This window comes from Achromobacter sp. HZ34 (assembly GCF_002209485.1).
Lineage (GTDB): Bacteria > Pseudomonadota > Gammaproteobacteria > Burkholderiales > Burkholderiaceae_B > Bordetella_C.
Genome location: NZ_NJIX01000001.1, coordinates 218,529 through 243,106 on the forward strand (window position 1 = coordinate 218,529; position 24,578 = coordinate 243,106).

General features: G+C 64.7%; 24 protein-coding genes. 16 read left to right on the forward strand and 8 right to left on the reverse strand.

Annotation, left to right across the window (positions count from 1 at the left end):
• Positions 1-30 precede the first annotated feature (30 nt).
• From CEY05_RS00915 to CEY05_RS00935, 5 genes are all read left to right on the forward strand, one after another.
• Positions 31-345, forward strand: coding sequence for an RnfH family protein (locus CEY05_RS00915; RefSeq protein WP_369825884.1), 315 nt, complete (start codon positions 31-33; stop codon positions 343-345).
• A 166-nt stretch (positions 346-511) separates the two neighbouring features.
• Positions 512-1,672 carry an acyl-CoA dehydrogenase family protein gene (locus tag CEY05_RS00920; RefSeq protein ID WP_088595523.1) on the forward strand — a complete coding sequence of 387 codons (1,161 nt, stop codon included), beginning with the start codon at positions 512-514 and terminating at the stop codon, positions 1,670-1,672.
• Positions 1,669-2,844 carry an enoyl-CoA hydratase/isomerase family protein gene (locus CEY05_RS00925; protein ID WP_088595524.1) on the forward strand — a complete coding sequence of 392 codons (1,176 nt, stop codon included), beginning with the start codon at positions 1,669-1,671 and terminating at the stop codon, positions 2,842-2,844. The genes CEY05_RS00920 and CEY05_RS00925 overlap by 4 nt, the downstream gene beginning before the upstream one ends.
• 257 nt (positions 2,845-3,101) lie before the next feature.
• Positions 3,102-3,989 (forward strand): 3-hydroxyisobutyrate dehydrogenase, encoded by an 888-nt coding sequence (gene mmsB, locus CEY05_RS00930; RefSeq protein ID WP_088595525.1) that lies wholly within the window; start codon positions 3,102-3,104, stop codon positions 3,987-3,989.
• 356 nt (positions 3,990-4,345) lie between these two features.
• Positions 4,346-5,035, forward strand: a complete 690-nt coding sequence (locus tag CEY05_RS00935; protein ID WP_088595526.1) for a VIT family protein — start codon at positions 4,346-4,348, stop codon at positions 5,033-5,035.
• A 105-nt stretch (positions 5,036-5,140) separates the two neighbouring features.
• Here CEY05_RS00935 and CEY05_RS00940 read toward each other — a convergent pair whose 3' ends face one another.
• Positions 5,141-6,223: a folate-binding protein YgfZ gene (locus CEY05_RS00940; protein WP_088595527.1), complete on the reverse strand. Its 1,083-nt coding sequence runs from the start codon at positions 6,221-6,223 to the stop codon at positions 5,141-5,143.
• Positions 6,224-6,345: 122 nt separating this feature from the next.
• Here CEY05_RS00940 and mltG point away from each other — a divergent pair, with 122 nt between their 5' ends.
• The 5 genes from mltG (at position 6,346) to CEY05_RS00965 (ending at position 11,234) form a co-directional block, all read left to right on the forward strand.
• A complete protein-coding gene (mltG, locus tag CEY05_RS00945) occupies positions 6,346-7,365 on the forward strand; it encodes an endolytic transglycosylase MltG (RefSeq protein WP_088595528.1) in 1,020 nt (339 codons plus the stop codon).
• Positions 7,362-7,988: a dTMP kinase gene (tmk, locus tag CEY05_RS00950; RefSeq protein WP_088595529.1), complete on the forward strand. Its 627-nt coding sequence runs from the start codon at positions 7,362-7,364 to the stop codon at positions 7,986-7,988. Before mltG ends, tmk begins: the two co-directional genes overlap by 4 nt.
• The gene (holB, locus tag CEY05_RS00955) at positions 7,985-9,238 is read left to right on the forward strand and encodes a DNA polymerase III subunit delta' (protein ID WP_233161296.1); all 1,254 of its coding nucleotides are present in this window, start codon (positions 7,985-7,987) and stop codon (positions 9,236-9,238) included. Before tmk ends, holB begins: the two co-directional genes overlap by 4 nt.
• A 239-nt stretch (positions 9,239-9,477) precedes the next feature.
• On the forward strand, positions 9,478-10,248 hold the full coding sequence (locus CEY05_RS00960) for a TatD family hydrolase (protein ID WP_088595530.1): 771 nt from the start codon (positions 9,478-9,480) through the stop codon (positions 10,246-10,248).
• Positions 10,249-10,370: 122 nt separating this feature from the next.
• Positions 10,371-11,234 (forward strand): ankyrin repeat domain-containing protein, encoded by an 864-nt coding sequence (locus tag CEY05_RS00965; protein WP_088595531.1) that lies wholly within the window; start codon positions 10,371-10,373, stop codon positions 11,232-11,234.
• A gap of 9 nt (positions 11,235-11,243) precedes the next feature.
• On the opposite strand, the gene CEY05_RS00970 is transcribed toward CEY05_RS00965, so the two are convergent.
• Positions 11,244-11,936, reverse strand: a complete 693-nt coding sequence (locus tag CEY05_RS00970; RefSeq protein ID WP_088595532.1) for a YafY family protein — start codon at positions 11,934-11,936, stop codon at positions 11,244-11,246.
• A 332-nt stretch (positions 11,937-12,268) separates the two neighbouring features.
• Here CEY05_RS00970 and glnH point away from each other — a divergent pair, with 332 nt between their 5' ends.
• From glnH to glnQ, 3 genes are all read left to right on the forward strand, one after another.
• Entirely contained in the window at positions 12,269-13,024 is a 756-nt protein-coding gene (gene glnH, locus CEY05_RS00975) for a glutamine ABC transporter substrate-binding protein GlnH (protein ID WP_088595533.1), read from the forward strand.
• Positions 13,025-13,188: 164 nt separating this feature from the next.
• On the forward strand, positions 13,189-13,848 hold the full coding sequence (gene glnP / locus CEY05_RS00980; protein ID WP_088596169.1) for a glutamine ABC transporter permease GlnP: 660 nt from the start codon (positions 13,189-13,191) through the stop codon (positions 13,846-13,848).
• Positions 13,845-14,573, forward strand: coding sequence for a glutamine ABC transporter ATP-binding protein GlnQ (gene glnQ / locus CEY05_RS00985; protein WP_088595534.1), 729 nt, complete (start codon positions 13,845-13,847; stop codon positions 14,571-14,573). Before glnP ends, glnQ begins: the two co-directional genes overlap by 4 nt.
• Before the next feature lie 131 nt (positions 14,574-14,704).
• Here glnQ and CEY05_RS00990 read toward each other — a convergent pair whose 3' ends face one another.
• The 3 genes from CEY05_RS00990 to gmk all read right to left on the reverse strand — a co-directional run bounded on the left by CEY05_RS00990 (position 14,705) and on the right by gmk (position 17,941).
• Complete coding sequence (locus tag CEY05_RS00990) at positions 14,705-17,002, reverse strand: bifunctional (p)ppGpp synthetase/guanosine-3',5'-bis(diphosphate) 3'-pyrophosphohydrolase (RefSeq protein ID WP_088595535.1); 2,298 nt, start codon at positions 17,000-17,002, stop codon at positions 14,705-14,707.
• Positions 17,003-17,024: 22 nt separating this feature from the next.
• The gene (gene rpoZ / locus CEY05_RS00995) at positions 17,025-17,228 is read right to left on the reverse strand and encodes a DNA-directed RNA polymerase subunit omega (protein WP_088595536.1); all 204 of its coding nucleotides are present in this window, start codon (positions 17,226-17,228) and stop codon (positions 17,025-17,027) included.
• A 77-nt stretch (positions 17,229-17,305) separates the two neighbouring features.
• Complete coding sequence (gene gmk, locus CEY05_RS01000) at positions 17,306-17,941, reverse strand: guanylate kinase (protein WP_088595537.1); 636 nt, start codon at positions 17,939-17,941, stop codon at positions 17,306-17,308.
• Between the two features lie 100 nt (positions 17,942-18,041).
• On the opposite strand from gmk, the gene CEY05_RS01005 reads away from it, so the two are divergent.
• Positions 18,042-18,815, forward strand: coding sequence for an SDR family oxidoreductase (locus CEY05_RS01005; RefSeq protein ID WP_088595538.1), 774 nt, complete (start codon positions 18,042-18,044; stop codon positions 18,813-18,815).
• 113 nt (positions 18,816-18,928) lie between these two features.
• Here CEY05_RS01005 and CEY05_RS01010 read toward each other — a convergent pair whose 3' ends face one another.
• The 3 genes from CEY05_RS01010 to CEY05_RS01020 all read right to left on the reverse strand — a co-directional run bounded on the left by CEY05_RS01010 (position 18,929) and on the right by CEY05_RS01020 (position 23,005).
• Positions 18,929-19,555 carry a C40 family peptidase gene (locus CEY05_RS01010; protein ID WP_088595539.1) on the reverse strand — a complete coding sequence of 209 codons (627 nt, stop codon included), beginning with the start codon at positions 19,553-19,555 and terminating at the stop codon, positions 18,929-18,931.
• A gap of 544 nt (positions 19,556-20,099) precedes the next feature.
• A complete protein-coding gene (locus CEY05_RS01015; protein ID WP_088595540.1) occupies positions 20,100-22,280 on the reverse strand; it encodes a TonB-dependent receptor in 2,181 nt (726 codons plus the stop codon).
• A 215-nt stretch (positions 22,281-22,495) separates the two neighbouring features.
• Entirely contained in the window at positions 22,496-23,005 is a 510-nt protein-coding gene (locus CEY05_RS01020) for a hypothetical protein (protein WP_143220246.1), read from the reverse strand.
• A 254-nt stretch (positions 23,006-23,259) separates the two neighbouring features.
• Here CEY05_RS01020 and CEY05_RS30730 point away from each other — a divergent pair, with 254 nt between their 5' ends.
• Together CEY05_RS30730 and CEY05_RS01025 are read left to right on the forward strand one after the other, a co-directional pair.
• Positions 23,260-23,520 carry a hypothetical protein gene (locus tag CEY05_RS30730; RefSeq protein ID WP_143220247.1) on the forward strand — a complete coding sequence of 87 codons (261 nt, stop codon included), beginning with the start codon at positions 23,260-23,262 and terminating at the stop codon, positions 23,518-23,520.
• Positions 23,517-24,440 carry a bestrophin family protein gene (locus CEY05_RS01025; protein ID WP_088595542.1) on the forward strand — a complete coding sequence of 308 codons (924 nt, stop codon included), beginning with the start codon at positions 23,517-23,519 and terminating at the stop codon, positions 24,438-24,440. The genes CEY05_RS30730 and CEY05_RS01025 overlap by 4 nt, the downstream gene beginning before the upstream one ends.
• The last annotated feature ends 138 nt before the right edge of the window (positions 24,441-24,578 follow it).

Here is a 24,578-nt window from a genome sequence, read left to right on the forward strand (position 1 = left end):
GCACCCGCGGGCGCGGCGCCGCTGGTTTCAGTGGTGGTTTGCCAGGTCTGGCCGGGCCGCGTCTGGCAGGCCAGGCTGACGTTGCCGGCCGGCGCCAGTGTGGCCGACGCCCTGGCCGCGAGCGGCTACGAGCAGGCTTGCCCCGGCCAGGATCCCTGGCAGCACGGCGTCGGCATCTACGGCCACGCGGTGCGGGCGGAAGACGTCTTGCGCAATGGCGACCGGGTGGAAATCTATCGGCCGCTGACCTTCGATCCCATGGAGTCGCGCCGCCGCCGGGCCGCGCATCGCGGACGCAAGATGCCCGTCGCCAGGCCGCAGCGCACCCCCAAGGCCCGCCGCTGAAAGTCGTCCGGACGCCAGTTCGGCGCCTTGCCACCGCGTATGCTGTCCCTCATTCGGCCGATGTTTGACGTTTACGTCAACGTAAAGGCGAAGCTGGCGTAATATTCCAGCGTCACATTCCGACGTAAAAATGCAGCGTGGCCACGAGCCGCCAGAGGAGACGAACGTGGATATGGATCTCACCGAGGAACAGCAGGCTTACGCCCAGGCGGCGCGCGAATTCGCCCAGGGCGAGCTGGCACCGCATGCGGCGCGCTGGGATGCCGAGGGGATATTCCCCAAGGAGGTCTTCCACAAGGCGGGTGAGCTGGGATTTTGCGGCCTGTATGCCAGTGCGGATATCGGCGGCCTGGAGCTGCCCCGGCTGGACGCTACCTTGATATTCGAGGAAATGGCCGCCGTGGATCCGTCCACCACCGCGTTTCTGACCATCCACAACATGGCCACCTGGATGGTGGGTAAATGGGGCGGCGCCCGCTTGCGGGCGGCATGGGGCGAGGCGCTGTCGTCCGGCGTGAAGCTGGCGTCCTACTGCCTGACCGAGCCCGGCTCGGGTTCGGATGCGGCGTCGCTGCGTACCAGCGCCACGCAGTCGCCGGACGGCGCGCACTACCTCCTGAACGGCGCCAAGGCCTTCATCTCCGGCGGCGGTGACACGGATCTGCTGATCGTCATGGCGCGCACGGGCGGCAATGGCGCGGGCGGTGTCAGCGCTTTCGCCGTGCCGGCCGGGACCGCGGGCATCACCTACGGGCGCAAGGAAGACAAGATGGGCTGGAACAGCCAGTCCACCCGCGCCATCACCTTCGAAAACGTCCAGGTGCCGGCCGACTACATGCTGGGCGAACCCGGGCAGGGCTTCAAGCTGGCCATGAAGGGCCTGGACGGCGGCCGCATCAATATCGCCACCTGCTCGGTGGGGGCGGCCCAGGGCGCGCTGGACGCCGCCCGCCGCTATATGCTTGAGCGCCAGCAGTTCGGCACGCGCCTGGCCGAGTTCCAGGCCTTGCAGTTCAAGCTGGCCGACATGGCCACCCACCTGGTGGCGGCGCGCCAGATGGTGCGCCTGGCCGCCTGCAAGCTGGACGCGGGGGTGGCCGACGCCGGCACCTACTGCGCCATGGCCAAACGCTTCGCCACCGACATGGGTTTCCAGATATGCCTGGACGCGCAGCAGATTCATGGTGGTTACGGATATTTGCGGGACTATCCTCTGGAGCGTCTGGTGCGCGATACTCGCGTGCACCAGATTCTGGAAGGGACCAACGAGATCATGCGCGTGATCGTGGCCCGCCAGCTGTTGGAAAAAGGAGCTGAACTACGATGAGCGATTCCGTGTTGTATGAGGAACGCGCGACCCGCAATGGCATGAAGATCGGGGTGGCCACGCTGAATGCGCCGCAGACCCTCAACGGTCTGTCGCTGGAAATGGCGCGCAGCCTGACACACCGCCTGAACGAATGGGCGCAGGACCCGGACGTGGTGCTGGTGCTGCTGCAGGGGGCCGGCGACAAGGCGTTCTGCGCCGGCGGCGATTTGCACGGGCTGTACCGCAGCATGCGCGAGACGGCCGGGCAGGGTGCCTGGGCCAATGTTTATGCGCGCGAGTTTTTCGAAGTCGAGTACCGGCTGGATTATCAGATCCATGCCTATCCCAAGCCTATCCTGTGCTGGGGCCATGGTTACGTGATGGGGGGCGGCATCGGCCTGATGATGGGCGCCAGCCACCGTGTGGTCAGCGAACATTCGCGCCTGGGCATGCCGGAAGTGTCGATCGGCCTGTTTCCGGACGTCGGCGGCAGCTGGCTGCTGAATCGGATGCCGGGCAGCACCGGGGTGTTCCTGGGCCTGACCGGTGCCCAGTTGAATACGTCGGACGCCTTTTTTGCGGGCCTGGCGGATTTTTATGTGCGCCATCAGGATTGGCCGGCGCTGCTTGAGTCCTTGCTTGAGCAGCCGTGGGCCGGCGCTCGTGGCGGCGCCAGTACGGGCACGGAAGGGTCTTTCGCGCCCCGGTCGATCAACGACGGCCTGCTCCGCCGCGCCTTGATCGCGCTGGAACCCAGCGAGGGGCTGGAGCCTGGTCCGCTGCGCCAGCACTCCTACATGATCAACAACCTGTGTTCGGGTACGCGGCTGGATGAGATTTATGCCGAGGTGGCGGCGTTGGCGGATCATGCCGATCCCTGGCTGTCCAAGGCGGCCAAGACCATGCTGGCCGGATCGCCCGGTACGGTGCGCCTGGCGTTCACGCTGCAGCAGCGCCTGCGCCAGCGTTCGCTGGACGATGTGTTCCGTGCGGAGTACATAGCGGCGCTGGTGGCCACGGCGCATGGCGATTTCGCCGAGGGGATACGTGCGTTGCTGATCGACAAGGACCGGCAGCCGCGCTGGAACCCGGCGACGCTGGAAGAGGCCAGCGAGGTATGGGTCCAGAAGTTCTTCGACGAACCCTGGCCCTCGCACCTCTCCCATCCGCTCGCTGACCTGGGTACGTAAAGGGATGCCTTCCTTGTAAGGCTTCCCGTCGATCCTGGGGGAAGGTAGAAATAGAGGAAAGGGTCCCTTTTGGGATTTTTCCTTTGCTTGTTCGTTGTGGCTTCAGGGAAGTATCGGGCACAGGTAAAGGGAAAATCCCTTCAGGGATTCTTCCCTTTTTCCAACCGCCTCTGCGCAAGAAATCATTATAGAAAGCGTGCCGCGCCCTCAAGCGCGGACGCGCCTCCGACCGCAGCATGACATCGAGGAGACAAAACATGAGCAAGATCGCTTTCATCGGGCTGGGCAATATGGGCGGCCCGATGGCCTTGAACCTGATCAAGAGCGGACATGACCTGACGGTCTTCGATCTGGTGCCGGCCAGCATCCAGGCAGCCACGGCGGCAGGCGCGCATGCCGCCACTTCGGCAAGCCAGGCCGTGGCTGGCGCCGAGATCGTGATCTCCATGCTGCCGGCCAGCCAGCATGTGGAAAAGCTGTACCTGGGCGACGACTTGCTCCAGGCCATCGACGCGTCCGCGCTGGTCATCGAATGCAGCACCATCGCGCCGGACAGCGCGCGCAAGGTAGCGGCGGCGGCGCAGGCGCGCGGTATCGCGATGATCGACGCGCCCGTGTCGGGTGGAACGGGTGGCGCGGTGGCGGGCACGCTGACCTTCATCGTCGGCGGCGAAACAGCGGCGCTGGAGCGCGGCCGGCCCTTCCTGGAAAAAATGGGCAAGAACATCTTCCACGCGGGGGCGGCGGGTGCCGGACAGGTGGCCAAGATCTGCAACAACATGCTGTTGGGGATATTGATGGCCGGAACGTCGGAAGCGCTGGCCTTGGGCGTGGCCAACGGCCTGGATCCCGCGGTGCTGTCGGACATCATCGCCAAGAGTTCGGGGCGCAACTGGGCGACGGAACTCTACAACCCGTGGCCGGGCGTGATGCCGCAGGTCCCGGCGTCCAAGGACTATGCCGGCGGCTTCGGTACCGATCTGATGCTCAAGGACCTGGGCCTGGCCGCCGAAGCGGCGCTGTCGACACGTTCCGCCACCCCCTTGGGCGAACTGGCGCGCAATCTGTACGCGTTGCACAGCGCGGGCGGTCACGGCAAGCTGGACTTCTCCAGCATCGTGAAGCTGTATCAACCGAAGAAGTAGCCTTGCCGCGGGGCGTGGGGGGCGGCCTGCGAGCCCGTCCCGCCCCCGTGCTCTGAGCCTCAACAGGCTGATTTCCCCTGCGCGCTTTTCTGAAACTGCGCTGTAGCCGGCCGCGGCGGCCGGCACTGCTACCACCGTGGCCAGAGGGGCGCTAGCCCTGGAAAGGGGCAATGGGGGGGACCCCCCATTTGCAAAAAACCATCCTTTTAGAAATCACACCGTGACTGATCCAACGACGCCGTCTGGTGATGGCAGCGGCAACCGGCGGATGTAGAGCCCTTTTTGTCACGCCTCGTCCCAGTGGACCACGCGCGAACCGGGTAGTATCGCTGCGTGCCCACTTCCCGCGATCCGCCATGCCTTCGAAGGAACATCACCGAATTTTCCGCAGCAACTGGCTGCGCGCCGCCGTGCTGGGCGCCAATGACGGCATCGTCTCCACGGCCAGCCTGATCGCTGGCGTCGCAGCCGCGGCGGGTGGCCAGCATGTCATTCTCACGGCAGGCCTGTCTGGCCTGATCGCCGGCTCGCTATCGATGGCGGCGGGCGAATACGTCTCGGTCAAATCGCAGTCCGATGTCGAGCATGCCGATCTACGCCTGGAGCAGCGCTCGCTCAAGGGCAATTCGGCGGTGGAACTGGAAGAACTGACCGAGATCTACATCGACCGCGGCCTGCCTCGAGACCTGGCCGACCAGGTCGCCCGCGCGCTGACGGCGCATGATGCCCTGGACGCGCATGCACGCGACGAACTGGGTATTTCGATCAGCAGCCGTGCGCAACCGGTGCAAGCCGCCGTCGCGTCGGCCTGTAGTTTTGCGGCCGGCGCCTTGCTGCCGCTACTTCTGGCGTTGCTGCTGCCCACGCCCTGGCTGTTGCGCGGTGTCATCGCCGGTTCGGTGGCTGGCCTGGCCCTGCTGGGCGTGGTGGCTGCCTGGGCCGGCGGCGCGCCCAAGGGTATCGCCGCCCTGCGCGTAACGGTACTGGGATCCCTGGCGATGGCCATCACCGCCGGCGTCGGTACGCTGTTCGGCGGCGCCGCGTAGCCTTCACCAAATAAGAAGAGGGAAAATCCCCAATGGGATTTCCCCCTTTTTATATTCACTACCTCGGGCCAGGAAGCGATATCCCGGCAAGGCTCCGTCACCGCGTCAAGTGAACGAATAGGGCAGCGGCCGAACCTCGATCGCCGCACCGTCGACGGTACCGAGCCGCAGCCCGCCGGTTTCCAACGCCGCCAGCGTGGTTTCGAACAGGATGGCGGCATCCGGCGTGCCGGCGGCGTCGACCACGCGGCCGCAGGGCTCGTTCGGCTGGGCCGCATCGTAGACATCCGTGCCAGGAGCCACCCCGCCCGCGGCCACGCCAGCGACGACGCCATAAGCCATGCGGCGCTTCACCGTCCCGCGATAATGGCTGCGCGCGACAACTTCCTGTCCCGGGTAGCAGCCTTTGGTGAAGCTGACACCACCGACCAGATCCAGGTTGACGGTCTGCGGGATGAACATGTCCTGCGTAGAGGTACCCACCCAAGGCACGCCGGCCGCCAGGTCAGCGGCACGGCTATGCTCGGCATCCCCCAGCGCCAGGCTGTTCAGCAGCGCCCCGTCGGGTGATTCCAGGCGGTCGAGTTGCGCATCGCTGGCGATCCACCACCAGCGGGTGTCCGCGGCATCGGCGCCGGGCGCCGCGATCCAGGTGCCGCTGGGAAGATTGGCACGCTGCCAGGCGGCGCGCGGCAGTTCGCCGCCGGCGACACGGCCCAGGGCCTCGATGTCGGTCACGCCCCAGACGGCGGCCACCCGCAGCGGCGTAACGGCGATCTTGGCCTTGGCGCGCAGCACGAACATGCTCAGCCGCTTCACCAGCGCGGCCGCGACGTCCGCGCGCACCAGGGCATGAAACACCGCCGGCGCAGGAACCGCCGCCGCACCCGGCGCAGCCACGGCAGTGCCGGCGGCACCAGCAGCACCGCCGCCCACCGGCGCATGAACCTCGGCGCTTTCCGCCTCGCGCCACATCACCATGGTCGCCAGCAGGCGTCCCTTGGCAGTGCAATACCCGGCCAGGGCCGCGCGCGTGCTGTCCAGCCCGGTCAGGTCCTGGGTCAACTGGCCGTGCAGAAAGGAAATCGCATCAGCGCCGCTGGCACTGATCACTTGCAGGTCGGGCAGGGGAGCGCATTGCGCCAGGCGCTGGGCGGAATCGGGGATGGCTTCGAAAAATGCGTGCATGGTTTCGGCGGTATCGATCAGACAAGTGTTTCGTCTGAAACAAAAGACTGGGGGGAAGTGAACATGATACCCCCCACCCAGCAGGCGGCAGGGGCGCGCAATCCATTAAACTCCCCAGTCTGATGATGAAGCGACCGATTTACTATTTCCTGTTGTTCCTGCTCCTCGTCGTGGTGGCCCTGGCTGCTGCGTGCGGAGGCGCCTGGTTATGGATGAACCAACCCTTGCGGATGGCGTCCGACCGGGTCGACTTCGTGGTGGATCCAGGGTCCAGCCCGCGCGGCGTGGCGCATGCGGCCAACACGGCCGGAATCACCCTGTGGGAGGATGGTTTCGTCTGGATGGCGCGGCTCAGCGGGCGCGACAAGCTGATCAAGGCGGGCGGCTACGAAGCCATACGCGGCGATACCCCCTGGCTGCTGCTGGAACGCCTGGCGCGCGGCGACGTCAACCAGCGCCAGATCACCTTCGTGGAAGGCTGGAGCTACAAGCAGATCCGCCAGGCCCTGCGCGACAATCCGGATATCAAGCAGACCCTGGACGGTGTCGACGACGCCGAGATCTTGCGCCGCCTGGGCTCCAGCAATTCCAGCATGGAAGGCCTGGTGTTCCCCGATACCTATCTGTTCACGCCCGGCAGCACCGACTTCGACATCCTGCGTCGGGGTTACCAGGAAGGCCAGCGCATCCTGGCGCAGACCTGGGACAAGCGCCTGCCCAACGCGCCGGTCAGTACGCCCTACGAGGCCCTGGTGCTGGCGTCCATCATCGAGAAGGAAACCGGGCACGGCCCGGATCGCACCCGCGTGGCGGGCGTATTCGCCAACCGTCTCAAGGAAAACATGCCCTTGCAGACCGACCCTACCGTCATCTACGGCATGGGCGACAGCTACGAAGGCAAGTTGCGCAAGCGCGATCTGCAGGCCGACACGCCGTGGAATACCTACACCCGCACGGGCCTGCCGCCCACGCCCATCGCCAGTCCGGGGCGCCTTGCGCTGCTGGCGGCGGTGCAGCCGGAGCAGCACAAGTTTCTTTATTTTGTTTCGCGCGGCAATGGCACCAGCGAGTTCTCCGCCACCCTGACGGATCACAACCGCAACGTGTCGCGCTACATCCTTGGACGCGATCGACAGCAATGACCACACGGGGACGATTCCTGACGCTGGAAGGCGTAGACGGTGCCGGCAAAAGCACGCACGTGCAGTGGCTGGCCGACGAGCTGCGCCAAGCCGGCCTGACGGTGCGCGTGACGCGCGAGCCGGGCGGTACCGAGCTGGGCGAAAAATTGCGCGACCTGGTGTTGCACGAAGCCATGGGGCTGGACGCCGAGACCTTGCTGATGTTCGCGGGCCGTTGCGAGCACCTGCGCCAAGTCATCGAACCGGCCTTGGCGCAGGGGGAGTGGGTGCTGTGCGACCGCTACACCGACGCCACATACGCTTACCAGGGCGGCGGCCGTGAACTGGGCGCCGAGCGCGTCGCGGTACTGGAATCCTGGATGCGGCCGGCCCTGCAGCCGGACCGTACCTGGCTGTTCGACGTGCCATTGGAAGTGGCGCGCGCGCGCCTTGCCGATGCCCGCACGCCGGATCGTTTCGAACGCGAAGGCGCGGAATTCTTCCAGCGCACCCGCGACGCGTACCACGCCCGCGCGCGCCAGCAGCCGGACCGCATCCGGGTGATCGACAGCAGCCGTCCGCTCGCTGCCGTGCGTGAGCAACTGCGCGACGAAGTGCGCGCGTTGCTGGATGCCCGCGCATGATGGTGAACCGTCAGACTGCAACGGCAACGACGCCGGTGGAACCGGCAGGCAATCACGCGGCAGGCAATCACGCGGCAGGCAAATCCGTATCGGGCAAGTCCACGGCGGCCAAACCGACGAGCAGGGCCGCGACAGCCAGATCCGCCGGCAAGGCGGCAACCGAGGTGGCTGGCGCCGAAAGCAAGAACGCCAACGTCGCGCGCTTCCTGCCCTGGCAGGAGGACATCGCCCGGGCCTGGCTGCAGCAGGGCGAACGCTTTGCGCATGCATGGCTGATCCATGGCCTTGCCGGTATCGGCAAGCTGCAGTTCGGCGCGGCCGCTGCCGCCAGCCTGCTATGCGAATCGCCACGTGAAGGCCTGGCCTGCGGTGCCTGCCATGCCTGCACATGGGTCGCCGCCGGCAATCATCCCGACTTGCGCCGCGTGCGGCCCGAGGCCATTGCCCTGGAAGAGGGGGCCGAGGCCGCCGCCGAGTCAGGCGATGACACCGCCGAACCGGCGGCCACGGGCGGCAGCACCAAGCGCGCGCCGTCCAAGGAAATCCGGATCGACCAGTTGCGGTCGCTGGAGTCCTGGTTCAATACCGCGACGCACCGCGGCGGCTGGCGCGTGGCGCTGATTTATCCGGCGCAGGCCATGAACGTGGTCTCCGCCAATGCCTTGCTGAAGGTGCTGGAGGAGCCCCCGCCACGTACCATCTTCCTGCTGGTGGCGGATGCACCCGACCGCCTGTTGCCCACGCTGCTGTCCCGCTGCCGGCGCTTGCCGCTGCCTACGCCGGCGCCCGCGCAGGCGCGTGAGTGGCTGCAGGCGCAGGGGGTCGACGATGCCGATGACTGGTTGGCAGCGGCTGGTGGGGCGCCGTTGGGGGCGCTGCGCCTGGCGCAGTCGGGGGAGTCGGCCTGCCCGGCCTGGCTGGAACAGTTGCTGATGCCGCTGGCCAGCGGCAAGGGTAGCGATATCGGCGTGCTGGCCGATCAGCTGGAGAAAATGCCGGCGGCGCAGTGGATAGACGCCTTGCAAAGGCTATACGTCGACCTCATGTTGGCTGGAGCGGGGGCTGTGCCGCGTTATTTTCCCCGCTTGGCGGAGCCGGTGGCGCGCACCGCCGCGCGGGCCCAGCCGGCGCGTCTGGCCGAGACAGCCCGCTGGCTGACCCGCCAACGCGCCGTGGCCGGGCATCCCTTGAATGCCAAATTGTTCGCCCATGCTGCGCTGCAACGCGTGGTGCTATCCTGCCAGGCTTGAATGGTGGGCTAGAGTTTGACTGCGGAGTCGTTCGCACCCGCGGCTGAGGCGGCCAGGGGCCACAACGGTTCGGGCTAGGGCCCATGGGGCGCTAGCCCAAAAAAGAGGGGCGTGGGGGTACCCCCCCACATTAAAAACTCTCTTTGCCAGCAAGAAATGCCCCAAGCGCATGCTGCACCCAAACGCGGCGAAGAACGCTCTCCACAAGAACATCTGACTATCAGGCTCTACCGTTAACTATGTACGTCGACTCCCACTGTCATCTGAATTTCCCCGAGCTGGCAGCCGAGCTGCCCGCCATTCTCGACCGCATGGCGACAAACCAGGTAACCCACGCCCTGGTCGTCAGCGTCAACCTGCCGGAATGGCGTGGCTTGATGGACCTGGTGGCACCGCACAGAAACCTGTGGGCGTCGGTAGGCGTCCATCCCGACTATGAGGACACCCACGAGCCCACCGCCGAGGAATTGGCTGACCTGTCGCAGGACCCCAAGGTCGTGGCCATCGGCGAAACCGGCCTGGACTACTACCGCCTGAGCGAGCCCCTGGACTGGCAGCGGGAGCGCTTCCGCACCCACATCCGGGCCGCGCGCCAGACCGGTCTGCCGCTCATCATCCACACGCGCAGTTCGGCCGAGGACACGCTGAAGCTGATGCGCGAGGAGAACGCGGCGGAGGCGGGCGGTGTGATGCACTGTTTCACCGAAACCTGGGAGGTGGCGCAGGCCGCCATCGACCAGAATTTCTACATTTCGCTGTCCGGCATCGTCACGTTCAAGAACGCCACGCAGTTGCACGAAGTGGCGGCCAAGGTGCCTCTGGATCGCCTGCTGATCGAAACCGATTCGCCCTATCTGGCCCCGGTGCCGTATCGTGGCAAGGTTAATGATCCGTCCAAGGTGATCCACGTCGCGGAGAAGATCGCCGACTTGAGAGGGATACCGGTGGCGGAAGTCGCGAAGGCATCAACGGATAATTTCTTCAAATTATTCAATAAGATAGTAAAGTAAGTTAAGCCTGTTTCTTTAAAGTGATTTATTTAAAGTAATGTCTTAGGATAGGGTTCCATCCCGGCCCGGGCCCACCGCGGTTAGGGGCATTTACCAAGACTGCATTCAGGAGACCCACGTCTATGAACCGCTACCGTACTTCTTACCGCGTGGACCGTGCGCTTGCCGGTCTGGGCCTGACGTTGGCCTGCGCCTTCACCGCCGCGCCGCCCGCGCAGGCAGCCCGTGCCGCCGACGTCTGGATCTACGTCGTCAATGACAACGCCGGCGACATGAAGGACCTGTTGGCGTCCGGTTGGGACCCCAATCAAAAAAATCGTGGCCAGCCCGCGCTGATGCAGGCGGTGCGTGACGGCGCCTGGAATGTCTTCGACGTCTTGGCCGCCGATCGCCGCACGGATGTGAACGCGACCAATGGCAGCGATGAGACGCCTCTCATGTACCTGGCGTTGAAAGGGGAGTTGAAGCGCGCCCAGGCATTGATCGCCCGGGGCGCCCAGGTCAACCGACTGGGCTGGACGCCGCTGCACTATGCCGCATCCACCGGCCAGGTGGAAATGGCCAAGCTGCTGCTGTCCAAGCAGGCGATCGTCAACGCGCCCGGGCCGGACGGCACAACCCCCTTGATGATGGCCGGTCGTTCGGGCAACCAGTTGATGGCGAAGCTGCTGCTGGATGCGGGCGCCGATCCGACCAACCGCAGCCTGGCCGGCCTCAATGCCGCTGACTGGGCCCGCTCGGCGAAGCAGGAATCCCTGGCGGCATGGCTGGACCAGGCTACCAGGAACTACCATCCCGCGCGTACGTCGTCCGGCGGCGGCAACACAGAGCCGGCTGCGGATGCCGCCGCGCAGCCCGCGCCCTCCGCCGCGGAGCCGACCGCCACGGTGCCGTCGGCGCCGCCCGCTGCCGACAATGGCGGCCGCAGCCTGGGCGGCGTGTCCGGCGTCCAATTGAACTCCTACGACGATCCGCCCAAGCGGTGATACCCCCCATCACGGCGTCGCCGGGATTCCTTGTGTCTCACGCCATTGCTTCAGCAAGGCCAGCCGCCGCGTCGGGTAGCGTTCATCGACAGGCGTCAACGCCAGAATCCGATCCACGCGGAAATGGCGTAGCGCGTCGCGCCGTTCACACCATGCCCCCACCATGCGCATCCGCTCGAAATAGCCCAGCAGGAATGGCCAGATGACCCGTTCACTGTCACGCCCCTTCTCGTCCCGATAGCGGATGCTGACCTTGCGTTCCTTGCGTATGGCCAAGCGCAGCAGGGGCAGGTAATCTTCGCCGCCAGGCAGCACCTGGGCCGGCGCCACCAGCAGCGTGCTGTCATGCAGGGACTGGCGCAGATCGGCGGGCAGCACGGCGGATATCTTGGCCAGCGCATTCTGCGCGTCGCGCGCCAGTTCGACGTCGGTGCGCTTCATCACCCAGCGGGCGCCCAGCATCAGCGCTTCCAGTTCGCTCGCCGAAAACATCAGTGGCGGCAGCAGGAACCCGGGCTGCAGTACGTAGCCCAGGCCCGGCTCGCCCTGGATGTGGGCCCCCTGCGCCTGCAGGCTGGCGATGTCCCGATACAGCGTGCGCAGGCTGACGCCCAGTTCAGCGGCCAGGGCCTGCCCGCTGACCGGTTGGCGGTGGCGGCGCAGGCATTGCATCAGTTCAAGCAAACGTTCGGCGCGCGACATGGTGGAGAGCAGGGTGGGCTTGGAAAAGCGCCATCCTGCCAGAGTTTGGCAGGGTGTGACTGCGCCCCATGACGCGCCGGTCACCCTTGCGTCCTTTTCAGGACCTTTGTCTGCTTGTCTCCATCTCTCCAGATTTGTCATTTTTACGCGGGGTTGATGGGTAGATCTCATGCCGAAGAAGAAAGTTGTGCCGCCATGGATCCATATGGACCAAAAGGTCACTCAGCGGGGCACCTGAGTTAAGATGAATTCGGCTATCGCCTGCCCCGTGGCGCTCTTATGAGTTCCCGAATACGGGCGCAGCCACATCCCCCAACAAGGAGGTTTACCCCATGCTAAAACGCAAAATCGCGGCGACTCTGGCCGTACTTTCCGTCACCTGCTTCGCCGCGTCCGCACCGGCCGTCGCTCAGTCGGGCAGGCAGCTAGTGGTCGCGACCGATACTGCCTTCGTGCCGTTCGAGTTCAAGCAGGGCAACTCCTATACGGGTTTCGACATCGAGCTGTGGGCGGCCATCGCCAAGGAGCTGAAGCTGGACTACAAGCTGCAGCCCATGGATTTCAACGGCATCATCCCCGGCCTGCAGACCAAGAATATCGACGCGGCCTTGGCGGGCATCACCATCCGCGATGACCGCAAGGCGGTCATCGATTTCTCCGACCCTTACTACGAGAGCGGCATCAGCATCCTGGTCGCCGAGAAGAACAACGACATCAAGACCGCGCAGGACCTGAGCGGCAAGGACGTCGCCGTGAAGACGGGTACCTCCACCGTGGACTTCCTGAAGTCTCAGGTGCCGGGCGCCAAGCTCAAGCTGTTCCCCAACATCGATAACGCCTATCTGGAACTGGCCACCGGCCGCGTCGATGCCGCGGTGCACGACACTCCCAACGTTCAGTATTACGCCAACACCGCCGGCAAGGGCCGGGTCAAGGTGGCAGGCAACGTGAAGAGCGGGGAATTCTATGGCATCGCTTTCCCCAAGGGTAGCGACCTGGTTCCGCAGGTCAACAAGGCATTGGCCACGCTCAAGGCCAATGGTACGTACGACGCGATCTACGCCAAGTGGTTCGGCAAGAAGCCCTGAGCTTCACGCGTGCCCTGAAGTACTGCTGCCGCGCTTGCAGCGTTCGCGTTTCCTGACCGGAGCGCGGCGGTTCCATTTCAAATCCGGCGCCCGTCGGCCCGTCTTTGCTCGCGCTTGCGCGGGAGCGAGGGGGCTGGTCGTGGACGCCTTCCATGGGGATGCCTGTGAATTTCGATAGCTCCGTCATTTGGGATGCCTTGCCCAATCTGCTTGACGGGACGCTGATGACCGTCAAGATCACTTTCTGGGGCCTGCTCGGCGGCTTCATCCTGGGCGCGCTGGCCGGTGTGGCGCGCGCATACGGCGGCATCGTGCTGTCGGCGATTGCGCAAGTCTATATAGCGGTCATACGCGGCACACCGATCGTGGTGCAAGTGATGTTCATCTATTTCGCCTTGCCTTTGTTGATCGACGGCTTGCGCGTGGATGCCGAACTGGCGGCCATCGGGACGCTGATGATCAACTCCGGCGCATACATCGCGGAAATCGTGCGCGGCGCGCTGTTGTCGGTCAGCAAGGGCCTGAAAGAAGCGGGCCAGGCGATGGGCCTGCCTTTCCACAAGATCCTGACGCACATCATCGGGCCGGTGGCCGTGCGCCGGATGATTCCGCCGCTGGGCAATCAATGCATCATCAGTCTCAAGGATTCGTCCTTGTTCATCGTGATCGGCGTCGCCGAGCTGACGCGGCAGGGCCAGGAAATCATGGCCAGCAATTTCCGCGCGGTTGAAATCTGGTCCGCCGTGGCCGTCATCTACCTGATCCTCACGGGCCTGATCGCGCTGGCCCTGCGGATCGCCGAGAAAAGGATGCGCATATTATGAGCATGGTTGAATTCCAGAATGTCACGAAGCAGTTTGGCGATTCGGTCGTGCTGCGTGGCATCAGCCTGAACATCGACAGTGGCGAAGTCGTGGTGGTGGTGGGGCCTTCGGGCTCCGGCAAGTCGACCTTCCTGCGCTGTATCAACGTGCTGGAAACCATCGAGGATGGCGACCTGCTGGTCGATGGCTTGAGCGTCAAGGGCACGCCGGCCGAAGTGCGCGAGATTCGCCGCGAAGCGGGCATGGTGTTCCAGCAGTTCAACCTGTTCCCCCAGCTCACCGCGCTGGAAAACGTCATGTTCGGCCCCGTCCATACGCGTGGCATGTCACGCGACGAAGCGCGCGCCGAAGCCGAGGCCCTGCTGGCCAAGGTGGGGCTGTCCGAGCGCATGGGGCATTATCCGTCCGAGTTGTCCGGCGGCCAGCAGCAGCGTGTCGCCATTGCGCGCGCGCTGGCGATCAAGCCCAAGCTGATGCTGTTCGACGAGCCCACCTCGGCTCTGGATCCGGAGTTGCGGCACGAAGTGCTCAAGGTGATGCGCGACCTGGCGGAAGAGGGGATGACGATGGTGGTGGTGACCCACGAAATGGAGTTCGCGCGCAAGGTGGGTAGCCGCCTGATCTTCATCGATGGCGGCCAGGTGGCGCACGACGGGCCGCCCGAGGAACTCCTGACCAATCCGCCCAGCCAGCGCTTGCGCGACTTCCTGCAGCACGTCAGCTGAAGCGGCGGCGCTCATGTGCGGCGTGACATCGAAGTAAAAGGGGATCTCGGTGAGATCCCCTTTTTTTGCAGGTCACAGGTTGGCATCCGAATGCCGCCATAACCCGCGCGCGCGGTGCCAGTCCCGCAGTACTAGCCCTTCACTCGCACGATCTTCTGCACCTGCGGTACGTGGCGTATCGCGCGGATGACCTGCGCCAGATGCTTGCGGCTGTCCACCTGCACCGTCAGATGCAGGGACACGGTGGAGACCGCGTCATCGTGCATGGTGACGTGCACGATATTGGCATCCGTCGCCGTGATCTCGGCGGCCAGCCGGCCCAATACGCCGCGTTCGTTGCGCGTGACGATATCCAGCCGGGTCGAAAGGTGCTTGGCGGTCTGCGCATCCCAGGCCACATTGATCCAGCGTTCCGGTTCGCGCGTACGCTGCCGCACGGCCACGGGGCAATCGGCCACGTGCACCACCAGCCCATGGCCCAGCCGCATGCCGGCGATGATGGCGTCGCCGGGCAGGGGGCCGCAGCAGGGCGCCAATTGCACGGCCTGGCCTTCATTGCCCTGGATGAGGATGGGCGCGGCGCGCGCCGCGGTAATCTCATCGACGACGCCGGCGGTGGTGGCCACCAGGTCATGTTCGGGCGCGAAGCGGCGTGCCACCACGGCGGCCAGGCGTTTGCCCAGGCCGATGTCGGCGAGGATCTCGTCACGCGAGGCGGCGCCGGTGCTGCGTGCCAGCTTTTCCCACAACGGATCGCTGGTGGCCGGCAACTGCAGGTGCAATTCCTGCAGCGCCTGGCTCAGCAGGCGTTCACCGAACACCACCGACTCGGCATATTTGACCGTGCGCAGGTAATGGCGGATTTCCGACCGCGCACGGCCGGTGCGCACATAGTTGAGCCACTGCGCGTTGGGCCGCGAGGCCGGCGAGGTAACGATTTCCACCGTGTCGCCGCTGGCCAGTTCCGTGCGCAGGGGCACGAATTCATTGTTGACCTTGGCCGCCACCGCCTGGTTGCCGATGTCGGTGTGGATGGCGTAGGCAAAGTCCACCGGCGTCGCGCCGCGCGGCAGCGAGATGATCTTGCCGTGGGGCGTGAAGACGTAGACCGCATCGGGAAACAGGTCGACCTTGACGTGTTCGAGGAACTCGCCCGAGTCGCTGTTCTGGCTCTGGATGTCCAGCAGCGACTGCAGCCATTGGTGCGTGCGCTTCTGCAGGTCGTTCAGCGAAACGTCCGCGCCCTTGTACAGCCAGTGCGAAGCCACGCCTTCTTCGGCCACGTGATGCATGTCGCGCGTGCGGAACTGGAATTCGACCGGCGTGCCGTAGGGACCCACCAACGTAGTGTGCAAGGACTGGTAGCCGTTCACCTTGGGAATGGCGATGTAGTCCTTGAACTTGCCCGGCACGGGCCGGTACAGCTGGTGCAGCGTGCCCAGCGCCAGATAGCATTCCGGCAAGGTGTGCACGATGACGCGGAAGCCGTAGATATCCAGCACTTCGGAGAAGGTCTTCTTCTGGTCGACCATCTTGCGATAGATGCCGTGCAAGGTCTTCTCGCGGCCGGTCACTTCGGCTTCGATGCCCGCCGCGGGCAGTGCCGCGCGCACGGAGTCGGCGATCTTGGTGATCACTTCGCGCCGGTTGCCGCGCGCGGCCAGCACGGCCTTGTACAACACCTGGTAGCGGTTGGGGTACATGGCCGCGAAGCACAGGTCCTGCAGTTCGCGGAACAGCAGGTTCAAGCCCAGGCGGTGCGCGATGGGCGCGTAGATGTCCAGCGTTTCGCGGGCGATACGGCGGCGCTTTTCCGGCGTCACCGCGTCCAGCGTGCGCATATTGTGGACGCGATCGGCCAGCTTGATCAGGATGACGCGCACATCGCGCGCCATCGCCAGCAGCATCTTGCGGAAGCTTTCGGCCTGCTGCTCGGCCTTGGTGGCGAAGTCGAGCCGGTCCAGCTTGGACAGTCCATCGACCAGTTCGGCCACTTCAGGGTTGAAGCGTTCGGCCAGTTCGGTCTTGGTGACGCCCTGGTCTTCGATGACGTCGTGCAGCAGCGCCGCCGACAATGCATTGGCGTCGAGCTTCCAGCCGGCACAGATTTCCGTGACGGCGATGGGATGCGAGATATACGGGGAGCCGCTGGCACGGAACTGGCCAAGATGCGCCTGGTCGGCGAAGCGATACGCTTCGCGCACACGTTCGACGTCTTTCTTGTCCAGGTAGCCGCTGATGATTTCAGTCAGCGGCGCCAGGGAGGCAACCGGAGACGCCGGCGCATCGACTGCCTCCTGGGCAGCCGCCTCGGCGGGCGAGGGCGGGGTCTTGCGGTTTTTTTTACCGGGCCTGCGACCCAGGCGGGAACCCGCGCGTAGCGCGGCGAGCAGGCCGGTAGAAGCGTACTTCAGCCCGGGAAATGCCATGCGAGCCACCCCCCGGTTGAGATCAGGTCGGGACTTTGCGCAGCATTTCGATGCCGGTAAGGCCGGAGGCGATCTCGCGCAAGGCGGTCACGGTGGGCTTGTCCTTGCTATCCAAACGCGGTGCATGACCTTGCGCCAGTTCGCGCGCACGGTACGTGGCGGCCAGGGTCAACGTGAAACGGTTGGGGATCTGGTTCAGACAATCTTCAACGGTAATACGGGCCATGGATGGGTCACCTGATACATACAAATAATGAAACCGCGTCGCCGTTCAGGGCGGACGCGGCGGTCGGAGCGTCTTATTCAGTGTGGTGCCGAGATGCCTAATTGCGAGAACAATTGGGCGTGCCGGACTGCCTGCGATGAAAAACGCAAGCGGGCCGCGCTGACGATTTGCACAAGCTGCAGCAAGGCCACGCTAAATTCTTGATTAATAATAACATATTCGCACTCAGGCGCATGGGCGATTTCCCCGCCGGCGGCCAGCAGGCGGCGGGCGATGACTGGGAGCTCGTCCTGGCCGCGCGCCTTCAGGCGCGCTTCCAATTCTTCGATGGACGGCGGCAGGATGAAGATGCCGATCGCGGCCGGAAAACGCTGGCGCACCTGGCGCGCGCCCTGCCAGTCGATTTCGAGCAGCACGTCGCGGCCCAGGCGCGTGGCCTCGTCGATGCGGTCGCGCGGCGTGCCGTAGTAATTACCGTGCACTTCGGCCCATTCCAGCAGCGCATCCTGGTCGCGCAGGCGCATGAATTCTTCTTGCGACACGAAGCGGTATTCCCGCCCGTCGACTTCGCCGGGACGCGGCGCGCGCGTGGTGCAGGAAATGGACAGGCTGATGGTGGGGTCCTGCTTGAGCAGGGCGCCGACCAGGCTGGATTTGCCCGCGCCGCTGGGCGCGACAACCATGAAGACGTTGCCGTATGTAGTGGAAGACATGGCGATAGGAATGGATATTTGCCGGGATTGCCGAGTAGCGAAGGATACCAAATCGTCTTTCGCGGGAGTAGGATCGCGCAATCTTCCAAGGAGGCTTTGAATGCAAACGAATGACGAGCGTGGCAACGGCAAAGTGGCGGTGGTGACGGGCGCGGGCAGCGGCATAGGCCGGGCAGTGGCGCTGAAACTGCTGGAGGACGGTTACCAGGTGGTGCTGGCGGGACGCCGCGCGGATGCGTTGGAAGCGACGCGCGCGGCGGCCGGCGCTGCCGCGGACCGTGCCATCGCGGTGCCGACCGACGTCTGCGTGGAAGACTCGGTGCGCGCGCTGTTCGAGGTGGTGCAGGCGCAGTGCGGCCGGCTGGACGTGCTGTTCAATAACGCGGGGCGGGGCGCGCCGGCGGTGCCCATCGAAGATCTGCCGGTCGATGTCTGGCGCAATGTGGTCGATACCAACCTGACCGGCATGTTCCTGTGCGCGCAGGGCGCCATCCGCATCATGAAGGCGCAGCAGCCGCAGGGTGGGCGCATCATCAACAACGGTTCGATTTCCGCCCATGCGCCGCGGCCTTATTCCATTGCCTACACGGCCACCAAGCATGCGGTGACGGGGCTGACCAAGTCGATTTCGCTGGATACCCGGCAGTACAACATTGCCTGCGGGCAGATCGACATCGGCAATGCCGCCACGGAAATGACCGATCGCATGGTAAAGGGTGTGCTGCAGCCGGACCACACGGTGCGCGCCGAGCCGCGCATGGACGTGCAGCACGTGGCCCGGGCCGTGGCGTCCATGGCCGGGTTGCCGCTGGACACCAACGTGCAGTTCATGACCATCATGGCCACGAATATGCCGTTCCTGGGACGCGGCTGAGAGCTCAAACGCAAAAGGCTGATTTCTCTAGAAATCAGCCTTTTTCATCAATGCAACGTGAGCTCGGTTTCTTTGGAAACCGAGCTTCTTCCGTTCACCCGGGCAGGGTGAACTTACCTATTCGCGACCTGGACCTGCTGGCTTTGGCCAGGGGTCAGATACCGGCGGGCACCGTTGAAATGCTTGGCCCAGTAAGTGGTATCGAGATCGTCGATGCGCACGGTCGCCCCGCTGGTGGGCGCATGCACGAACTGGTTGTCGCCAATATAGATACCGACGTGCGAGGTGCGGTAGCTGACCACTTTCTTGGCTTTCTTGCCTTTGCCCTTGCGCGAGGTCGTGGTGCTGCCGAAGAACACCAGGTCGCCAGGCTGCAATTGCGCGACGCTGATGGGCTTGCCTTCGCTTTGCTGCGAAGCGGCATGGTGCGGCAGGTCCACACCGGCGACTTCCTTGAAGACGTAGGCAACCAGGCCGCTGCAGTCAAAGCCGCCATCCGAACCATCGCCGCCCCAGGAGTAGGGCGTACCGATGGCATCCAGCCCGGCTTCGACGACACGGTCGCGCAGGGTGGGGACGGTGGGAACGTTATTGGGGGTCAAGCCTTTCAGGTTACCGAGGGCATCGGTAACGATCATCGCGTTCGCGGCGGCCGGGATCGCGGCCAGGGCGGCGATCGACAGGCAGGCGGCGGTGATCAGGGTGCGGGGGAGAAATGCTTTTCTCGTCGGCGGCGTCATAACTTCACTTCAGGAAATGGAGTGCTAATGGCGTGGCTTCAACTACGTTCAAGCCGGCGAAGGTACTGAATTCGGGGTACTGCTTAGGGGGTACTGCGGGGAACTGCCAGGGTCGAACGGATACTCGACTTGCGGGTCTTGCGGGGTACTAGGGGGTCTTGCGGGGGGTACTCGGGGCATGCTCAACAAGAGAAAAACATTGCCAGGCACGAGACGTGAATCGCGATAAATACAGCCTATGTGGCCGATACGAATTCACTAACTGGGTCGGATTATATACCATTGAAAGATTGTTACGCTTATATTCTTATTCTGCGTTCTTCAGGGATTTCCCGCGTATGTTCTGACAAGTGGCTGGCAAAAAGGGGCCGGATTGTCATCAAAAACGAGCCCGCCGTTAACGTGTTTGTCAGGGTGTGTCAGCCAAAGGTGTAGTTTCTACTGCGACTTTTCGGCACGTCTTTGTACTTTCCGGACTTTTCCGCATGTGCGTACGTGTGGAAGGAAGGCCGCCCGGCCTCCTTCCATTACCTCTGCTTATGACTTAGAAGCTCGCCCGCATACCCACCATTACCGCTCGTCCGCCTTCCGGCGCCACGTCACGCAGTATCGACGTGGCGTAGCGGATTTCCTGGTTCGTCAGGTTGATCCCCCGCAGATAGGCCAGCCATTGCGTCTGGCCAACCTTGAACGTGTAGCTGGCATTGGCGTCCAGGCGGTAGTAGCCGGCCGTGGACGTATCGTTGTCCGGACGGCGGTGTTGGGCGAAGGCCTTGGTCACCGACACGCCGGCGCCCCATGGGCCATAGCTGTAGTCGAAGCCCATGCCAAGGCGCAGCGGCGGGATGCGCGGCAGCGGTTCGCCGGTGTTGCTGTTGCGGGCCTGGGTGTAGTCGCCCGACAGGTTCAGGTCCAGCGCATGGCCGCCGCTTTCCAGCACCCGCATCGTGGTGTCCGCCTCGAAGCCGTAGAAGTCGGCGGGCACGGCACGGTAGACCGCCTGCGACAAGGCGTCGTCCGAACCTGCCGGCACGATTTCGCCGTCGTCATCGGCGAACAGTCCGGTATTGGCCTCGGTGATGTAGTTGCGGAAGTGGGTGTAGAACACGCCGAAGCTGCCCTTGTTGGGGCCATTCTTGTAGCGCAGTCCCAGGTCGCCGGAATAGGACCTTTCCTTGTTCAGGCCGGCATCGCCGATCAGGTACTGGCCGGTGGCTTCGTGCGGCCCGTTGGCGTACAGCTCATAGAACGTCGGCGCCCGTTCGGTATAGGCGGCGTTGGCCGCCAGGGACCAGCGGCTGTCCAGCTTGTAGATGGCGCCCAGGGCGAAGCTGCCCGCCGTGAAGTCGCGCTTGGACGCGCCGAGGAAGCGCTCGTTGCCGCCGGCCGAGGGATCGAGACGGGTGTATTCCAGGCGTCCGCCGGCGCTCAGCGTCAGGCGGTCGTTGACCTTCCATTCTTCCAGGGCGAACAGCGCGAAGTTATTGGTGTCGGTGGACGGCACCAGGGCCTCGTCGCCCAAGGCGGAGAATTGCGTCTGGCTGACTTGCAGGCCTATCGATCCGCTGACCGGACCCAGGTCGCGATGGCGCGCTTCGATACGGGCTTCATAGCCACGGTTCTTGAAGATGGTGCCGGTCTCGCCGTCGTCCACTTCCTTGTGCTGGTAGTCGGTATAGGCGAAGTCGGCCTTGATGCTTTTGAAGAAGCCATCGAGGTCGCGGATTTCGCCGCTGGCGCCGAAGCGTTCCTGGCGCATTTTCAGGCGGACGGAATCCTCGGCCACTGAACCGTAGTCGGAGTCGTAGCCGCTATAGGACAGGCCGGCGTAGCCGCTGTCGCCAGTCCAGGACATGCCCACGCCGCCGCCATGCACGCGGCCGTCGCTATTGGGCAGATGGTCGCGCGGACCGTTGTCGCCGTCGTCGTTCTGGCCGCGGACGTTGCCGGAATCCGCATAGCCGGGGATGCGCAGCTCATGCGTGCTGCGGGTGTAGGCATCGGCGCGGATGGCGAATTTGCCGTCGCCGCCTTCCACTTGGACGGCGCCGGTACGGTCGTCGTTGGCGCCGCCCCAGTCGCCCTGGGCCTTGCCGTGGATGCCGTCGATGGGTTCCTTGGGAATGCGGTCGTCCAGCACGTTGACCACGCCGCCGACGGCGTTGCCGCCGTAAAGCAGGGCGGCCGGGCCACGGATCACTTCAATACGGCCGGCGCTGATGGGGTCGATCGGCACCGCGTGGTCGAACGACAGCGACGAGGCGTCGACGGAGCCCAGGCCGTTGTTCATGATGCGGATGCGGTCGCCGTCCAGGCCGCGGATGATGGGGCGGCCGACCATGGGACCGTAGGTCGTGGTCGAGACACCAGGCAGGCCGTTCAGCGTCTGGCCCAGCGTGCCTTCGCGGCGCAGGTCGAGCGCCTTGCCTTCGACGATGGTCGACGGCGACGACAGCGCGTCACTGCCCAGCGGATTGCCGGTGATCATGATCGGTGCCAGGTCGGTGGTGGTCTGGCCGTTGGCCTGGCCAACGGGCTGAACGGTGGTGCTGGCGGAAGCGGGCGCCGGCGCGGCGGCGGGCGCTTGTTGGGCCCAGGCGGCGGGCGTGGCGCAGCACAGCGCGAAGGCCAGTGGAGTGAGGGCGCCGAGGCGGCGAGCGGGTTGCGACAGGCGCGCAGCGCGGCGCGCCGACAGGGCGCGCTTGGGGGAAGACACGAAAGACATGCGTGGATCCGCGATGAGTAGTTCAGCAGGCAATGGGGAAGCGGCGCGAACGGCCACAACTCTCGCGCGGTATCGCGTTGCGCGGGAGGGCGCTACGAGGACTGCGAGTGCCATGAGCGCTGTGTGTGCTACGACAGCTACAGGCGCTACGAGCATTGCGGGCGGCGTTGCGGGTGGCCGGTTCGGGCGGCGTGGGGCGAGCGGTGAAGCTATGTCTACGCGGGTGGCGCGCGCGGCAGGATCCACGGGCTGCGCGCGAGCAGGGCAGGCCGCGGCGTGGCGGCGGTGTGGGGGAGAAGGGAGGGCGGAGGCAGCACCAGCAGTGGCGCCGGCGTCAGAACGTGGTCGAGAAGCTGCCACTCGTCGCAGGTGTGGCAATGGGCATCGGGCCCTTGGCCGTCGTCATCATCAGCGGCGGCAGTCGTCACGTCCGCGTGATACGCGGCATCACCGATATTCGCATCACCGCTGATGGTCGAACCACTGCCGATGTTCGAGACACTGCCGCTGGCCGAACCGCTGCCGACGCCTGACTCGCCCGTCGCGTTCGAAGCCATTCCCGCCGCCTGCATCGCGGCCAGTACGCGCAATGGCGCCTGGCCCAGGTGGGTCATCGCATGCAGCGTGGCGCCTACCGGCGTGAGCACCAGCATCAGCACGGCCCACGCCAGCACCGCTGCATGGCAGCGCGCTAGCGGATGTGGACGATGGTGTCGGTGTTGCATACGGTACGGAGAGCTGCTGAGGCGGGCTGGAGCTGTGGTTAAGCCGCTGCACAACGGAAAGGAGGCGCGGCTTCTCCCAGCCTCATATCAGTGCGAGCAACTGAAGAAAACGAACGAATTCGGATGAACGAACAGGGGCGAAGAGATGCCGGATCGTGAAATTTTCGTGATGATATATCATTTCAATGTTTGTGTCCGTCTGTTGTCCCTGAACTCGCCAGTCTTGGCTGCTCGTATGACGGATGCATTGCCGCTTGATCGAGCAACACCGCAAATCATTTGCTGGCAGGAGCACAGAGCGCCGCGATAAAACCACCAAGCGTGCTGTGCTCGAATTTTCGCGCCATCGTATTCGCCATCGCGGGCGCGGTCACTTCTACAATGGCGCTGGCGGCGCTCGCCAGCCGCTGGCCATGTCGACGCCTGGGACCTGTCATCAAGCCCTGGCGCGCCGGTGGGCATCATTCTTCCTGGGTGGCCCGGCGCGGCTGCCCGCGCAGGTGTTCCTCCAATGATCGTTCGTCCCAAGACAACCTGGTTCCGGATGCTGTTTGCCTGGCACGGGTCGGTGCTCAATCGCATCCTCGCGCCGTTGTTCATCAACTTCCTGCTGGGGCTGCTGGCGGTATGGGGCGCGACCCACGCCGCCCATTTTTTCCCGCACCTGAATCCGGTGCCGTTTTCCCTTATCGGTGTGGCGCTGGCCATCTTCGTCAGCTTCCGCAACAACGCCTGCTATGCGCGCTATTGGGAAGCCCGCATGCTGTGGGGCGGCATGAAGAATCAGGCGCGCGACCTTGCGCGTTTCGTCGCCACCATTCCCGGCCTGCCCAAGGACGATCCGCAGGTCACGCGTGCCTTGAACCTGACGGCGGCCTTCGTCTATGCGCTCAAGCACCAGCTGCGCGATACCGATCCGCGTGCCAGCCTGGCGCGGCTGGTCGACGCCGGCCTGGTCGAGGAGATCATGCGGCGCGATTGCCGGCCGCAATACGTGCTTGAGTGCCTGCAGCAGCAACTGGTGGCCTGGCATCGGCAGGGCTGCTATAGCGACATCCTGCTGGAATCGGGACTGCGCAAGCTGGACGCCTTGAATGCGGTACTGGGCGGCTGTGAACGTATCCGCGGCACCCCCTTGCCCTATGCCTATGACGTGCTGCTGCATCGCACGACCTACTTCTACTGCGCGCTGTTGCCTTTCGGACTGGTGGGCAGCATAGGCATGGCAACGCCGGTGATCTCCGTGTTCATTGCCTATGCATTCCTGGCCTGGCATGCCATCGCCAGCGAGCTGGAAGATCCGTTTGGCGAGGAGCCCAACGACTTGGCGCTGGCTGCACTGGCGGTCGATACCGAACGGGCGCTACGCCAATCGGTGGACGCGCAAGACATGCCGGCGCGCGTGCAGCCGGACGGATATTTCCGCTTGCGTTGACGGACGCGCCTGTTCGGAAATGTCTGATTAACCCCGGCACGGGATGATTCTATATTCGCGCAGTCGGCCACTGGATTACCGGGGTGGCTTTTCCATTGGCCCTTGCGCCAGCCCTTCCATGGGCTGCGCCGTCAAGGT